Origin of the sequence: Streptomyces sp. NPDC001351 (assembly GCF_042896045.1) — a bacterium.
Classification (GTDB): domain Bacteria; phylum Actinomycetota; class Actinomycetes; order Streptomycetales; family Streptomycetaceae; genus Streptomyces.
This window is the reverse complement of sequence record NZ_JBIAWS010000030.1, coordinates 1-13,207: the sequence shown is the minus strand read 5'-3', so window position 1 is coordinate 13,207 and position 13,207 is coordinate 1. Positions and strand designations below refer to the sequence as shown.

The window sequence follows — 13,207 nt, the reverse complement described above, 5'->3', positions numbered from 1 at the left end:
CCCCAGTCGGTCGGCTTCGCGTCCCATTGAAGAGACGGGTCGCGCGGCTGTCAGGAGCGGTTTCCGCTTATCGGAAAGACATCGAAAGGCACTTCTGCCCCTCTTTCGCGCGGTCACTGCCCTGTGGCATGACTGCTCTTGACTTCGGATGGCGAAGCGATCCACTATCCGGACCATGCCGCAGACAGGAGCCGTGGGCTCGCTCAAGCGTGGAGTCGTCGTACTGAAGGCTCTCGCGAGCGCCGGGCCCGGTGGTCTCGCGCTGACCCAGATCGCCGAGCGATGCGGCCTGCCCCACTCGTCCGCCCATCGAGTCCTGAGCCAGCTCCGCGAAGCTCATCTGGTGCACCAGGACGCACCCGACGGCATGTACTCCCTCGGACCGCTCGCCTTCGAGCTCGGCGTCGCCGCCGCCCAGCAGTTCGACATCCGCGGCCGGAGCCGCCCCGCCCTGATCACGCTCGCGACCGAACTGGGCGACACCGTCTTCCTCATGATGCGCAGCGGGTCGGAAGCGGTCTGTCTGGAAGTCGAAAGCGGCCCGGCGCCGATTCAGGTCGTCACCCTGCGCATCGGCAGCCGCCGTCCGCTCGGTGTGGGCGCCGCCGGTCTCGCCATCCTCGCGGCCATCGAGCAGCCGGAACGCGACGACGTGCTGCGCGACGTCGTGGAGCCGGTCGAGCAGGACTGGGGGATCACCGAGCAGACTCTCGACGACCTCATCGCCCGGACCCGACGCCAGGGCTTCGCCTACATCGAGAACCAGATCACGGCCGGTGTCGCCGGGGTGGGCGTGCCGATCCTCGACCTGTTCGGGCAACCGGTCGGCAGCGTCGGCGTCGCGGCACCGCTCAGTCGCATGCCGACGGCCCGGGTACGGGAGGTGGCCGACGCCGTGGGACGCGCGGTCGGCCACATCCAGACGCGACTCTTCGCGCACGGAGCACGAGTGACGCGAAGCAGGGGATGGTGACCTCGTCGGACCACGTCCCCCACGCGTGGAAAGCAGATCACCGGTGGCCTCGCCGGTGAGGCGGCGGGCCACCAGGGACACCGGACGCTGCGGACTTCTGTTGCCGACGCTCCCGGAACTGGGCTGTTGCAGACGTCGGCTCGGCGTCGCCCCTATGGGGCGACGCCGAGAACACCGACGATGCGGCTCGTGCGGTCAGAAGGAGGTCGCGGCTACTTCGAGGGGGCGACCTCGATGTAGGTGGTGCCGGTGACCGGGCGGTGGTCGTAGGTGCCGGTGATGGCGGCGCCGCCTTCGTAGCGGGGCCCGGTGATCACCAGTTCCTGGTCGTCGGCGTAGGTCTTGACGTTCAGCTTGGCGTGCTCGCCCGGGATGGTGACCTTCCAGCGCGTGGGGTAGCTCTTGCCGGTGGTCGGGCTGGTCCAGAGGGTGGACTCGTCAGGCGTGAGGGTCGCCTCGGCGACGGTCTGCGTGCCGTCGGGCTTCAAGACAGTCGCCCAGGTGTTCTCCTTGCTGTCCTTCGTCTTCCAGAGGCTGATCTTGTCGCCGTTGGACAGGTTGAGGTTCATCCAGCCCCATGAGGCCTCGCCCTCGGCGACGTTGGGAAGGGGGCCCCACTGGCGGTCCAGCCAGGACTCCCCGCGGACCTTCTCGGTGTGGCCCTTGAGGGTCAGCGTGCCGGAGGTGTCCATGGTGGGGAGCGCGTACTCGTAGTTCGGGTACTTCGCGTCGCCGAACATGGGGAAGTAGCCGGTGCCCATGTTGTAGAGGACGTTGCCCTGGGGGCGGAAGGTGACGTCGATGGTTCCCTCGGGGACCTTGGCGTGCAGCTTCTGTTCTTTGGTGTCGCCGGTCCAGGTGATGTTGTCGGTGTGGATGTCCACGCCCTGCTTGTCGGACAGGCCCGCCCGGGGCGGGAGGGTGGCCTCCGACCTGGTGTACCAGCCGGTGTCCTCGTCGGTGATCGACACAGCTGAGGCGGCGCGGCCCTGCTTGGCGTCACCAGCGCTCAGATAGTGGGCCAGGAATCCGTACCGGTGACCTCCCGCGGTCACGTGCGCGGTCACATACCAGGACTCGTTGACCTGGTCGGGGTTGGCGGTGAGGCCGGCGGCGGGGTCGACGGCGACCGGCAGACCGGTCTGCCTCAGCCCCTGTCCGGAGGCGGTGCCGTGCGCCGCGGCCGGGTCGGCGTCGGTGCTCGCGGTGGCCGTTCCTCCCGAGGCGAGGGCGAACGAGGCGATCAGGGCGGAGGCGACGGCGGCCCCGCCGATGGTGGTCTTGCGCATGATGGCTCCTTGTACGGATGTCCTGCACGGTTTGCACGAGATTGATGTACGAAACGGTTTCGTACTCTCGATGGATGCGGTTGTGGGTGGAAGGAAACCTGCAATGCCGATGAACGCCCACCCGATGGTGGGCGGCGCCTGTCCTCGGGGCGCCGCGCCGGCCACCCGAAGAAATATCCAACACCTGTAGGATTACCTGTTGTGGGGCCCGTGTCAAACCGGTGCCCCGGGCAGGGACCGCTGCATCAGCTCCGGGACAGGTGCTGGCCTGGGACGATGCTCGGATGCGCGGATCGGGGCGGCTACGCTGGGCCGACTGACGGGCACACGCCCGCACAGCCGACTGAGGAGGACACGTGGGAGGCAAGCCGACCACCACGCGACGCCCGGGCCGTCCCAGCGCGGATTCCGCCGCGGTGCCCGGGGAGCCAGACGTGCTGCTGCGGGGCCTGGAGGCGTTCGCGGAGCTGGGGTACGACCGGGCGTCGGCGCGGGAGTTCGCGCGCCGTCTCGGGGTCGGCCCCACCTTCATCAACGACCGCTACGGTTCCAAGGCGGCCTACTGGCGTGCGGTGGTGGACGCCGCACTCGGGGCTCAGCTCACCCGCATGGCGCCTGCTCCCCCCGGGAGCGACGACGAGGACGTGGTGCGGCAGTTCGTCAGGGAGTTCTACCGCACCACGATCGGCGAACCGCACCTCGCCATGTTGATGGCGGATGAATCCGCACGGGACACCGAGCGGCTGGACTACCTCTACCAGCGCTACATCGAGCCGACGCTGGCCCTCGTCGCGCCCAGTATCGAGAGGCTGATGGCATCCGGGCGCATGGCACAGATCCCGATGGACGTGGTGTTCTTCGCCATCATCACTCCGGTGTCAGGACTGGTGCAGGAGCCGCTCGCCCGGCGCATGAGCCGCGACGAGCACCTGACGCTGGCGGACCGTCTCGCCAAGGCGGAGGCCCTGGCCGGACTGGTGGTGGACGGCCTACTGGTCCCGGGTGACGCACAGCGCCCGTGACCGGCCAGGTCCGGGCTTACGACGGCTGCGGATGTTCGGCCGCGAGGGCCGCCCGACCCCGCTGGGCCAGGCGTTCATGGAGTACGGGCGGATCGCCAAGTCCGATGCTCCCGGCCGGCCAGTCAAAGACGTGATGCCACGCGGACCAGGTCGGCGACTGCGCGAAGTCGGCTGTGCGGCGGCCAAGCGATCACTGTTGTCACCGGCGGGGCGTCAGAGACCGGCACGGCGGCGAGGTCCCGGCGCAGGTCGGTGCCGGCTGACTCGGGGATGATCACGGTGGTGCGGCCGAGCGCGATGAGCTGGAAGAGCTGTGTCAGGTTCCGCACTTCTGCCCCTGGTCCCTCCGGATAGCTGCCGCCAGGACCGGGCCAGCGAGCCATCGGGAGTTCCGGCAAGGCGGTGACCTCGGCCACCCGGATCTCGCGGCGGCCGGCAAGTGGGTGAGAGGCGGGCCGGATCGCCACCTGTCCCTCGGTGTGCAGGGTCTCGGTGTCGAGTCCGACCGCCGAGTCGAATGGCAGATGCAGCAGAGCCACGTCGGCCTGCCCGTCCTGCAGCAGCTTCTGTTGCTCATGCGCCTCACAGAGCAACAGGTCGACGGTCGCTGCGCCGGGCTCCGCGCTGTAGGCATCGAGCAGTTTGGCCAACAACAAGTCGGCGGTGCCGGTTTTGACGGCAAGGACCAAGCGGGGACGCCGCCGCGCAGCGTCCTGGGTGCGCCGCTCAGCGGCAGCCACCGCGCTGAGGATCGCGCGCCCCTCGGACAACAGCACGGCCCCGGCCTCGGTGAGCGTGACCTTGCGGCTGGTGCGCTCCAGCAGCACGACCCCGAGCTGTCCTTCCAGCCGGGCGATCGCACGGGACAGGGGTGGCTGGGCCATCTCCAGACGCTCGGCGGCCTTGCCGAAGTGCAGTTCCTCGGCGACGGCGACGAAGTACCGCAGCTCGCGTATGTCCATGCCCGCACAGTAGCTTCGGTGGGCGGTCGATCGATGTCGCCAGGGTATTGCTGCATGACCGACGTGGTGTTGGTGCTCGGTCGAAGTCCGGCCATGCTCGCTGTCGTGAACGAGAAGACAATCGCGCTGGTCACCGGCGCGGACAAGGGAATCGGGTACGAGATCGCGGCCGGGCTGGGCGCACTGGGCTGGAGCGTCGGTGTCGGCGCTCGACACGAGCAGCGCAGGGCGGAGGCCGTGGCGAAACTTCGCGCGGCAGGTGTCGACGCGTTCGGCGTGCCCTTGGACGTGACCGACGACGAGAGCGTGACTGCCGCAGCGCAGCTGCTCGAGGAGCGAGCGGGACGCCTTGATGTGCTGGTCAACAACGCCGGCATCGCCGGCGGCTGGCCGGAGGAGCCGTCGACCATCGACCTGGACACTGTGCGACGGCTGATGGAGACCAACGTCATCGGCGTCATCCGGGTCACCAACACGATGCTGCCTCTGCTGCGCCGCTCGGCGCACCCGCGGATCGTCAACCAGTCCAGCCACGTCGGCTCTCTGGCCTTGCAGACCACGCCCGGTGTCGACCTCGGAGGGGTCAGCGGGGCTTATGCGCCGACGAAGACCTGCCTCAACGCCGTCACCATCCAGTACGCCAAGGAGCTGAGCGGCACCAACATTTTGATCAACAACGCCTGCCCCGGCTACGTGGCTACCGACCTCAATGGGTTCAGCGGTACTCAGACCCCTGAGCAGGGTGCGGCGATCGCCATCCGTTTGGCGGCGCTGCCCGACGACGGCCCCACGGGCCAACTGTTCGACGACAACGGCGTCGTGCCGTGGTGAGGAACCGTGCCGCCAGTCTGCCGCCGTCTGCCTGAGCAACTGCCTGCGCGGAAGCGGAGTACGGTCAGCTGCCCGACGGCTGGCCGTACAGCTGCCGAATCGTGCCCGCCCTCACTCGACCCGGACCCGAGCGGGGCGCGGCAGGCCAAGACGCCTGCCCGAGGTGTCGGCAACAACGCGGAACTGTCTCCCGGTTGACGAAGGCCGGTGGCGCGCAAGCCGTTCGTCAGGGTGTCGGTTCGGTGATTTCTTGAGTGCCGATGACCGCGAGAAGGTCGAGCAGGCCGGAACTGTCCGTACCGGCTGCGGGAGTGAACCACAGCAGGCGCTGCCCGCCGTCCTCGCTGAACAGATTGAGGCAGTTTTCCGATCCCATGGAAGAAACCCACTCAAAGGAGCAAATACCCATGCCTCTCGCCAACTTCAAGGTCCCCGCAGGCACCCTCACCGCCGAAGACAAGAAGAAGATCGTCGAGCGCACCACCGATCTGTACGCGGAGATCTACGGTGAGCGGGCTCGTCCCACCACCGTCGTGCTCGTCGACGAGGTCGTCGACGGCGGCTGGGGCGTTGCAGGCAACGTCCTGACCGCCGCCATGCTCAACGGCGACGCCTGACGCCGACCACCTGCGGGGGGCCTGGCGCAGCGCCGGGCCCCCGGGGCCGCTCAGCAGCCGGTGTCGGGGCCGAGTGCCTCGCGTGCCGCCGTCCGGGCCACCCGCATGAGGAGAAGGCGGAGTTGGCGGGTGTCGTCCTCGTCGAGGTCGGCGAGCAGGCGGGTCTCGGCGAGCGAGAGGCTGTGCTGGGCGCGTGCGAGCTGGGCGCGTCCCTCTTCGGTGATCAGGACTTGGCGTGCCCGTCGGTCGCGGGGGTCGGGCTTGCGCGTGATCAGCTGATGGGCCTCGAGATCGTCGAGCAGATAGGTCATGACGGTGCGGTCGAGGTTCACCTGCTGCGCGAGGGCGAGCTGCGACGGGGGCTCGCCGGAGGCCAGGGCGACCAGGACGAGGTAGCCGCGCGGTCCGCCCGGCAGGTCCTCCACGCAACTCCTGGCCATGCGGCCGAAGGTCGAGGAGACCAAACGAAGTGCCCACCCCAGTTCCGACTCGACTCCGGCTCCGTCGGCAGGGGAAGGGGATGCGCTCACCCGGCCAATTTACCGCACGTTCACAGCATTCCAGATAGTCTTGTCAGCAGAACATCTGTCGTGCATAGTTTCTGCCCATCAGCTCAACCTGCGCGGATCGGGAGTGAGAACGCGATGAGTGGCACTACCCCGCTGCAGGGCAGTACCGCCCTGGTGACCGGGGCCACCGCGGGCATCGGTCGTGCAGTGGCCCGGCGACTGGCGGAGGAGGGCGCGCAGGTCGTCCTGCACGGAAGGGACAGCACCCGCGGCGAGGACCTGGCCAAGAACATCGAGCAGGCGGGCGGATCCGCCCGGTTCGTCGCCGCGGACCTGGCCGACGCCGAGGACACCCTGCGGTTGGCCGCGGAGGCGGGCGACATCGACATCCTCGTGAACAACGCGGGTGTCTTCACCGCCTTCACACCGACCGCGCAGACCGACGCCGCCGCCTTCGACCACCACATCGCGGTCAACACCCGGGCCCCGTTCCTCCTGGTCGGCGCCCTTGCCCCGGCCATGGCCGACCGGGGGTACGGCTCGATCATCACGATCGGGTCGAGCTCCGTCAGGACTCCCGCGCCGATCGGCGCGGCCTACGGGGTCTCCAAGGCCGGCGTCGAGATCCTCACCCGGTACTGGGCCACCGAGTTCGGTGACAGCGGGGTACGCGTCAACACCGTCTCACCCGGTCCGGTGAGGACCGAAGGCCTCTCCGCCGCGCTCGGGGACCAGATCGCCGTACTCGACCAGGCCGGCGCCCGAGGGCGGGCGGGCGAGCCGAGCGAGATCGCCGAGATCGTCGCCTTCCTCGCCGACCCCGCGAGCAGCTACATCAACGGCGCGATCGTCTTCGCCGACGGCGGCGAGACCAGTCGGCTGCCGGTGTGAGGAAACCGTCGTGGAGAACTTCCTGATCGGCGCCACCGGGCTCGCCGGCGGTGCCGTCGCCCGCCGTCTCGCGGGCATGGGGCGCATGACGTCCCCGGCCCGGCCCGCACCGACACCGCGGCCATGGCTCACCAGGCCCAGGGCGTCACCCTGGTCAGAGGGGTCCGACGGCACGCCGGCAGGGCCACACCGTCGTCGTCCCACCAGGCGGCTCCGAACCGCACCACATGCGCGAAGCCGCCGAGGCGATGAAGACCTCCCGACCGCGGAACAGCCCCGGTGCCTCGCCGATCCGCCGACGAGCGCCACTCACTGACCTCGTCATCGCCCGTGCGCGATGACCGGCCCGGCTCCTGGCGTGAGCCTCACCATCCCCGCGCGGAGCAGGAGCGTCCCAGCCGGCGGCGAGCCGGTCTGTTCCGTCTTTCGGCACCCGCCGAACTGCCCCCCCCATGAACGTGGAGCCCGAATTGTCCACTCTCGCACGCTGGTGCTACCGGCACCGGCTCGTCGTCGTCCTGGTCTGGCTCGGCCTGCTGGTCGGGCTCGCCGCCGCCTCGCAGGGCGCCGGGAGCGCCTACAACAACAGCTTCTCGCTGCCGAACACCGAGTCCACCCGGGCCCTGAACCTGCTGAAGTCCTCCTTCCCGGCCCGGGCCGGTGACTCGGACACCGTGGTCTGGCATGTCGAGGCCGGGTCCGTCCGCGACAGCGCGACCAAGGCGCAGATGACCGGCACCCTGGACAAGATCGCCAAGCTGCCCGAGGTCAGCGACGTCACCAGCCCCTACGACCCACAGGGTGCGGCCCAGATCAGCAAGGACGGGCGCACCGCCTACGCCCAGGTGAACTTCGCCAAGGTCCAGCAGGACCTCGACAAGTCGGACATCCAGCGGGTGATCGACACCGCCGAGGCGGCCAGGACCGACGGTCTGGAGGTCGAACTGGGCGGCCAGGCGATCGAGAGCACCGAGCAGACACCGCCGGCCACCAGTGAACTCGTCGGCGTGGTGGCAGCCGCCGTGGTGCTTTTCCTCGCCTTCGGCTCGCTGTTCGCCATGCTGTTGCCGATCCTGACCGCGGTCGCCGGGGTCGGCACCGCCATCCTCGCCACCGGCCTGCTCAGTCATGCGACGACCATCGGTGAGATCGCCCCGACGCTGTCCGCCCTCATCGGCCTCGGTGTGGGCATCGACTACGCCCTGTTCATCGTCACCCGGCACCGCAAGGGCCTGCAGTCCGGGCTCGACGTCCAGGAGTCCCTGGTCAGGGCCGTGAACACCTCGGGACGTGCCGTACTGTTCGCCGGTGGCACCGTCTGCATCGCCCTGCTCGGCATGTTCGTTCTCCAGACCAAATTCCTCAACGGAGTCGCCATCGCCTCGGCGCTGACGGTGGCGCTGACCGTGCTCGCCTCGGTCACCCTGCTTCCGGCCATGCTGGGACTGCTCGGCACCCGGGTCCTCGGCCGGCGGGCACGGCGCCGGCTGGCCGAGGGCGAGCCACTGCCCGAGAACGTCACCTCCGGCCCCTGGGTCCGCTGGGCCGCGCTGGTGCAGCGGCGCCCGCGCGTGCTGTCCCTGGTCGCCCTGGTGGTCATGGTCGCCCTCACCATTCCGGTGTTCTCCCTGCGCCTGGGGTCGTCCGACGCGGGCAACAACCCGGCGTCCACCACCACGCGCAAGGCCTACGACCTGCTGGCCGACGGATTCGGCCCGGGCTTCAACGGGCCGCTGCAACTGGTCGCCGAGGCCCCCTCGGCCGCGGACAAGGCCGCCCTGACGAAACTGTCGGCCCAGCTGGAGAACGTGGAAGGGGTCGCGAGCGTCGCCGCGCCGCCCATCCGGCAGGGCTCCACGGTGGGCATCGTCCAGGTCATCCCCACCACCTCCCCCCAGGCCAAGCAGACCTCCGACCTGATCGATCACCTGCGTGACAAGGTGATCCCCGCGGCCGAGAAGGGCACCACCCTCAAGGTCTACGTCGGCGGAACGACCGCGATATTCAACGACTTCGCGACCGTGCTCACCGGCAAACTGCCGCTGTTCATCGCGGTGATCGTGGTCCTCGGCGGGCTGCTGCTCCTGCTCGCCTTCCGCAGTCTGCTGATCCCGGCCACCGCGGCGGTGATGAACCTGCTCGCCGCCGGCGCCTCGTTCGGCGTCCTGGTCGCCGTGTTCCAGTGGGGCTGGGGCTCGGACTCCCTGGGGCTCGGCAAGGCAGGGCCGGTGGAGGCCTTCCTCCCCGTGATGATGATCTCCATCCTGTTCGGCCTGTCCATGGACTACCAGGTGTTCCTGGTCAGCCGGATGCACGAGGAATGGGTGCACACCCAGGACAACGCCCGAGCGGTGCGCGTCGGCCAGGTGGAGACCGCGCGGGTCATCACCGCTGCCGCGGCCATCATGGTCTGCGTCTTCATCGCCTTCGTCTTCGGCGGCCAGCGCACCATCGCCGAGTTCGGCATCGGACTGGCCGCCGCGGTCGCCTTGGACGCGTTCATCCTGCGCACCATCCTGGTCCCGGCGTCCATGCATCTGTTCGGCAAGGCCAACTGGTGGATCCCGGCCTGGCTCGACCGCAGGATGCCCCACCTCTCCGTCGACCCGCCCGACGAGCCCCTCGAGGCCCCGTCGGCGGGCAGCCCGGCCCCGGAACCCGAGCCGTCCACCCGCCCCTGAAGGCCGTTCCGCACCGCGAGGCGGACAAGGCACTCGGGTTCATCAACCTGTAGGTGACTTCCATGACCAATCTGCTCGTTCTCGGCGGCACCGGCCGCACCGGAATCCATGTACTCACTCAGGCCGCCGCACGCGGCCACCGCGTCCGCGCGCTCGTGCGCAACCCCGCCACCGTCCAGGCCCCGGCCGGCGTCCAGCTGATCCAGGGCACGCCCTCGAACATCGACGACATCCGCAAGGCCGTCCAGGGCAGCGAGGCGGTGATCAGCGCACTCAACAACTCCCGCGCCTCCGACAACCCCTGGGCCAAGCCCGTCAGTCCGCCCATGTTCATGACGGACGCCATCCGCAACACCCTGACCGTGATGGGCGAGCAGAACATCCGCCGGATCGTCCTCACCTCCACGCAGAACACCGGAGACGGCCGGGCTTCGATGAACCCGGTCTTCAAGGCCCTCATCAAGCTCTCCAACCTCAAGGTCACCTTCGACGACCACGACGGCGTGGACGAGGTGGTGCGCGCCTCCGACACCGACTGGACCCTCGTCCGGGCGGTCCTGCTCGGGGACAAGCCCGTCGTCACCCCGGTGCGGGCCGCCGAGGCCGGAACCGAGAAACCGGGCACGCGGATCAACCGCGGCGACCTCGCCGGCTTCCTGCTGGACACCGTCGAGCAGGGCACGTGGATCCACAAGGCGCCGCTCGTCTGGAACGCGGGGGCCTGACCACCCTGCGCCCATCATCTCCACGGTGAGCGGAGGACAAAAATGTCCTCCGCTCACCGTCATGGGTGTGGGTACGTGATCCGGAGCCGACTGCCACATCACCACCATTCGCCGGCACAGCCTGCTGGCCGGGAACGTGCCCTGCATCGAGTGCCATCGAAGCCGAAGCGGCCGGAGAAGGCCGGGAGGTTCTGGTCGCGATGGAGAAAGCCGCCGGTCACCGGGCCCAACCGCGTCGCCTCACGTTCGCGCAAGGGTTCGCACGACAGCAGGCACATTCTGAGATGTCAAAACCTGCATAGCAAGAGAACAACCGGACTAGTTGACATCCCGGAAACCCAGGTTGATATTTCAAGGAACTCACGACGTTTCAATGACGACGCGTTCGGAGGACCCCTTGAGCTCGTCCACTCCCGTCCCCGCCGCTGCGGGCTCCATCCGCAGTGCCGGCTGGACTCCGCGGCTTGTCCTGTCCCTGATCTCCCTGGTCTGCCTCGTCGAGTCGGCGGCGTTCGCCAACATAGCCACCAACACCGCGCTTCCGCAGATCATCGGCCACTTCAACACCACCCAGGGTGGCTGGCTGGTCACGGTCTCCTCGCTGGCCGGAGCCGCTTCCTCCCCACTGTTCGGCAAGCTGGCCGACCTGCACGGCAAGCGCCGGATGATCCTGATTTCGCTGGTCGTGGCCGGCCTCGGCGAGATCCTCGCGGCTGCCGCTCCCGCGTACTGGGTGATGATCGTCGGCCATGTTCTGCTCGGGGCGCTCACCGCCCTGCTGTTCCTGTGCTACTCGCTGATCCGGGACGTCTATCCGAAGCAGCTCGTTCCCTTCGCGGCGAGCGTGTCGGTGACGGGCATGGGGCTGCTGCTGGTCGGTGCTCCGTTCCTGATCGGCGCGCTGATCGACAACTTCGGATTCCGTTCGATATACGTCTTCAACCTCGCATGGCTGGTCGTGATGGGCGCGGTCCTGGTGCTGACCACCCCGGAGACGAGCGTGCGCCGCCCCGCGCGCATGGATGTGCTCGGTGTGCTGCTGCTGGCCGGCGGCGTCACATTGATCCTTCTGCCGGTGAGCAAGGGCGCGGACTGGGGATGGGGCTCGGCCCGGGTTATCGGCCTTCTGATCGGCGGCGCGGTCGTGCTCGCGGTCTATGCGCTCGTCTCGCTGCGGACCCAGGAACCGGTGCTGAACCTGAGGGTTCTGTCCCGCCGGACCGTCCTGTTCGGCGTGCTGGGCGGGGGAATGGGCAACAGCCTCGCGCTGGTGCTGACGACGCTGCTGGCGTTGCTGGCCATGACGCCGCGGAAGTTGGGCGGAACCTACGGCCTGGGCTTCTCGGCGACCCACTACGCCCTGGTGACCATGCCGTTCACCCTCGCCAGCGTGGTGGCCGGCGTCGCCGTCGGCGTGCTCGTCCGGCGGGTCGGCCCCCGGCTGCTGATGTATCTGGGCCTGGGTCTGATCACCGTCGGCTATCTGGTGCTGATGTCCGCGCACGACACGCTCGGGAAGATGCTCGTCGCGTGTGTGATCGCGGGTCTCGGGTGCGGTTCGGCGATTGCCTCCAGCCCGAACCTGGTGATCGCGGGCACGTCGGCGTCGGAGCAGGGGGCGATGTCGTCGGCCGGCGGTCTCAGCTCGGGCCTCATCGGCGCCGTCATGACCACCACGGTGTTCGCCATCATGACGCCCACCGCGAAGTCCCCGGCGCCCGGTGTGCTCATCTACGGCGACTCCGGTATCTCGACCGCCTTGCTGGCCGTCGCCGGTGTCGCCTTCGTGACCCTGCTCATCGGTGTGCTCTTCCTTCGCCCCCGCGACGGAGGCGTGGCCGAGAAGCAGGCGATGGCACCCGTCGAGGAAACCGCGCTGGCCGTGTAAGGCAACCGGCTCGGCTGTGGCGGTCATCTGACCGCCACAGCCGAGCCGGTTGCGACACGGTCCGTCGGCCGTCTCAGGACGCGGGCGTGCCTCAGGACGCGGGCGTGCAAGTCGCCGATGCAGTCGCGGTTATGCGCGGCGGCGCCACCGTGGCGGCGTTCGACGAACTCGACCACCTCCGTGCCGATCGAGCGACCGGCCCATCGAGGTGTCGGACTCGGTGAGGATGCGCGCCAGGACGCGGGTGATGTCGTTCTGCAGTCGGTCGTGGATCCTGGTCAGGTAGTCGTTGTCGGCCACCGCGGCAGGGCAGGCGAAGCGACCCGACCGGCGGCGAGGCGCCCATGCGACGGGGAGAGGCGACCGCCGCGGAGCGCCGCGGAGAACGCGACGATGATCTGCCGGCGCTGCTCGACGGTGGCGTCCAGGCGGGGCTCATCGCGCCGCTGGACCAGCTGAGGGACAGGGCGCGAGCGATGTGTCAGGCATGGTTGGTTGTCCCGCCGACCGTGCCCCCCGGTGGGGGCATCGAGGCGAGGGGGTTGCCCTCCAGTACTTCCTTCGCGACCTGGTCGGGTTCGATGACCTGCGCGCGCAGGAAGTCGACGACGAGTCGGGCGCTGCTCTGCGTGTAGCGCGGTGTCGTGTCGAACTCGTGGTCCTGGCGGGCGATCAGGTGGAGCTCGCTGATCACCTCGGCTGCGGTGAGGGCGTCGAAGAGGCGCAGGTGTCGGCGTACAAGCGAACGTGCGCCACCTCGTACGGATGAAAGTGCACCATTTTTGATGCGGTGACGGGGCGTCGGCCGTGAGTCTGCTG

The 13,207-nt window shown here is 69.0% G+C and carries 12 protein-coding genes and 2 pseudogenes; 9 read left to right on the top strand and 5 right to left on the bottom strand.

Translation table 11 applies throughout. The features are described from left to right. The first annotated feature begins 175 nt into the window (after positions 1 to 175). Complete coding sequence (locus ACFY1U_RS50280; RefSeq protein WP_390700815.1) at positions 176 to 973, top strand: IclR family transcriptional regulator; 798 nt, start codon at positions 176 to 178, stop codon at positions 971 to 973. A 212-nt stretch (positions 974 to 1,185) separates the two neighbouring features. On the opposite strand, the gene ACFY1U_RS50275 is transcribed toward ACFY1U_RS50280, so the two are convergent. Further along, positions 1,186 to 2,262 (bottom strand): lipocalin family protein, encoded by a 1,077-nt coding sequence (locus ACFY1U_RS50275; protein WP_390700814.1) that lies wholly within the window; start codon positions 2,260 to 2,262, stop codon positions 1,186 to 1,188. A 356-nt stretch (positions 2,263 to 2,618) separates the two neighbouring features. Here ACFY1U_RS50275 and ACFY1U_RS50270 point away from each other — a divergent pair, with 356 nt between their 5' ends. Both ACFY1U_RS50270 and ACFY1U_RS50265 read left to right on the top strand, forming a co-directional pair. Further along, positions 2,619 to 3,284 (top strand): TetR/AcrR family transcriptional regulator, encoded by a 666-nt coding sequence (locus tag ACFY1U_RS50270; protein WP_390700813.1) that lies wholly within the window; start codon positions 2,619 to 2,621, stop codon positions 3,282 to 3,284. After that, positions 3,281 to 3,444: pseudogene (locus tag ACFY1U_RS50265) on the top strand (Tn3 family transposase); the annotation flags it as partial. The gene ACFY1U_RS50270 and the pseudogene ACFY1U_RS50265, both read left to right, overlap by 4 nt. On the opposite strand, the gene ACFY1U_RS50260 reads toward ACFY1U_RS50265, so the two are convergent. After that, entirely contained in the window at positions 3,407 to 4,246 is an 840-nt protein-coding gene (locus tag ACFY1U_RS50260) for a LysR family transcriptional regulator (RefSeq protein WP_390700812.1), read from the bottom strand. The pseudogene ACFY1U_RS50265 and the gene ACFY1U_RS50260 sit on opposite strands and share 38 nt — an antisense overlap. Before the next feature lie 93 nt (positions 4,247 to 4,339). Between ACFY1U_RS50260 and ACFY1U_RS50255 the strand changes: the two genes are divergently transcribed. Continuing rightward, positions 4,340 to 5,077 carry an SDR family NAD(P)-dependent oxidoreductase gene (locus ACFY1U_RS50255; protein ID WP_390700835.1) on the top strand — a complete coding sequence of 246 codons (738 nt, stop codon included), beginning with the start codon at positions 4,340 to 4,342 and terminating at the stop codon, positions 5,075 to 5,077. Positions 5,078 to 5,303: 226 nt separating this feature from the next. Here ACFY1U_RS50255 and ACFY1U_RS50250 read toward each other — a convergent pair. Next, positions 5,304 to 5,441 (bottom strand): annotated as a pseudogene (locus tag ACFY1U_RS50250) (transcriptional regulator); the annotation flags it as partial. A gap of 43 nt (positions 5,442 to 5,484) precedes the next feature. On the opposite strand from ACFY1U_RS50250, the gene ACFY1U_RS50245 reads away from it, so the two are divergent. Continuing rightward, positions 5,485 to 5,694: a tautomerase family protein gene (locus ACFY1U_RS50245; RefSeq protein ID WP_390700811.1), complete on the top strand. Its 210-nt coding sequence runs from the start codon at positions 5,485 to 5,487 to the stop codon at positions 5,692 to 5,694. Positions 5,695 to 5,744: 50 nt separating this feature from the next. Here the strand turns inward: ACFY1U_RS50245 and ACFY1U_RS50240 are convergent, their stop codons facing one another. Next, positions 5,745 to 6,224 (bottom strand): MarR family winged helix-turn-helix transcriptional regulator, encoded by a 480-nt coding sequence (locus ACFY1U_RS50240; protein WP_390700810.1) that lies wholly within the window; start codon positions 6,222 to 6,224, stop codon positions 5,745 to 5,747. Between the two features lie 114 nt (positions 6,225 to 6,338). Here ACFY1U_RS50240 and ACFY1U_RS50235 point away from each other — a divergent pair, with 114 nt between their 5' ends. From ACFY1U_RS50235 to ACFY1U_RS50220, 4 genes are all read left to right on the top strand, one after another. Then, positions 6,339 to 7,094, top strand: coding sequence for an SDR family NAD(P)-dependent oxidoreductase (locus ACFY1U_RS50235; protein WP_390700809.1), 756 nt, complete (start codon positions 6,339 to 6,341; stop codon positions 7,092 to 7,094). 470 nt (positions 7,095 to 7,564) lie between these two features. After that, positions 7,565 to 9,775 (top strand): MMPL family transporter, encoded by a 2,211-nt coding sequence (locus ACFY1U_RS50230; protein WP_390700808.1) that lies wholly within the window; start codon positions 7,565 to 7,567, stop codon positions 9,773 to 9,775. A 62-nt stretch (positions 9,776 to 9,837) separates the two neighbouring features. Beyond that, complete coding sequence (locus ACFY1U_RS50225; RefSeq protein WP_390700807.1) at positions 9,838 to 10,500, top strand: NAD(P)-dependent oxidoreductase; 663 nt, start codon at positions 9,838 to 9,840, stop codon at positions 10,498 to 10,500. A 373-nt stretch (positions 10,501 to 10,873) separates the two neighbouring features. Continuing rightward, positions 10,874 to 12,388, top strand: coding sequence for an MFS transporter (locus ACFY1U_RS50220; protein WP_390700806.1), 1,515 nt, complete (start codon positions 10,874 to 10,876; stop codon positions 12,386 to 12,388). Between the two features lie 481 nt (positions 12,389 to 12,869). Here ACFY1U_RS50220 and ACFY1U_RS50215 read toward each other — a convergent pair. Next, positions 12,870 to 13,207 (bottom strand): hypothetical protein (locus tag ACFY1U_RS50215; protein ID WP_390700805.1); only part of this gene is annotated, 338 nt, incomplete at its 5' end.

What these genes read in the sequence shown, in the direction of transcription:
- ACFY1U_RS50280 (WP_390700815.1), top strand. Translation starts at nt 176, where the DNA reads ATGCCGCAGACAGGAGCCGTGGGCTCGCTCAAGCGTGGAGTCGTCGTA.
- ACFY1U_RS50275 (WP_390700814.1), bottom strand. Translation starts at nt 2,262, where the DNA reads ATGCGCAAGACCACCATCGGCGGGGCCGCCGTCGCCTCCGCCCTGATC.
- ACFY1U_RS50260 (WP_390700812.1), bottom strand. Translation starts at nt 4,246, where the DNA reads ATGGACATACGCGAGCTGCGGTACTTCGTCGCCGTCGCCGAGGAACTG.
- ACFY1U_RS50255 (WP_390700835.1), top strand. Translation starts at nt 4,340, where the DNA reads ATGCTCGCTGTCGTGAACGAGAAGACAATCGCGCTGGTCACCGGCGCG.
- ACFY1U_RS50245 (WP_390700811.1), top strand. Translation starts at nt 5,485, where the DNA reads ATGCCTCTCGCCAACTTCAAGGTCCCCGCAGGCACCCTCACCGCCGAA.
- ACFY1U_RS50235 (WP_390700809.1), top strand. Translation starts at nt 6,339, where the DNA reads ATGAGTGGCACTACCCCGCTGCAGGGCAGTACCGCCCTGGTGACCGGG.
- ACFY1U_RS50225 (WP_390700807.1), top strand. Translation starts at nt 9,838, where the DNA reads ATGACCAATCTGCTCGTTCTCGGCGGCACCGGCCGCACCGGAATCCAT.
- ACFY1U_RS50220 (WP_390700806.1), top strand. Translation starts at nt 10,874, where the DNA reads ATGACGACGCGTTCGGAGGACCCCTTGAGCTCGTCCACTCCCGTCCCC.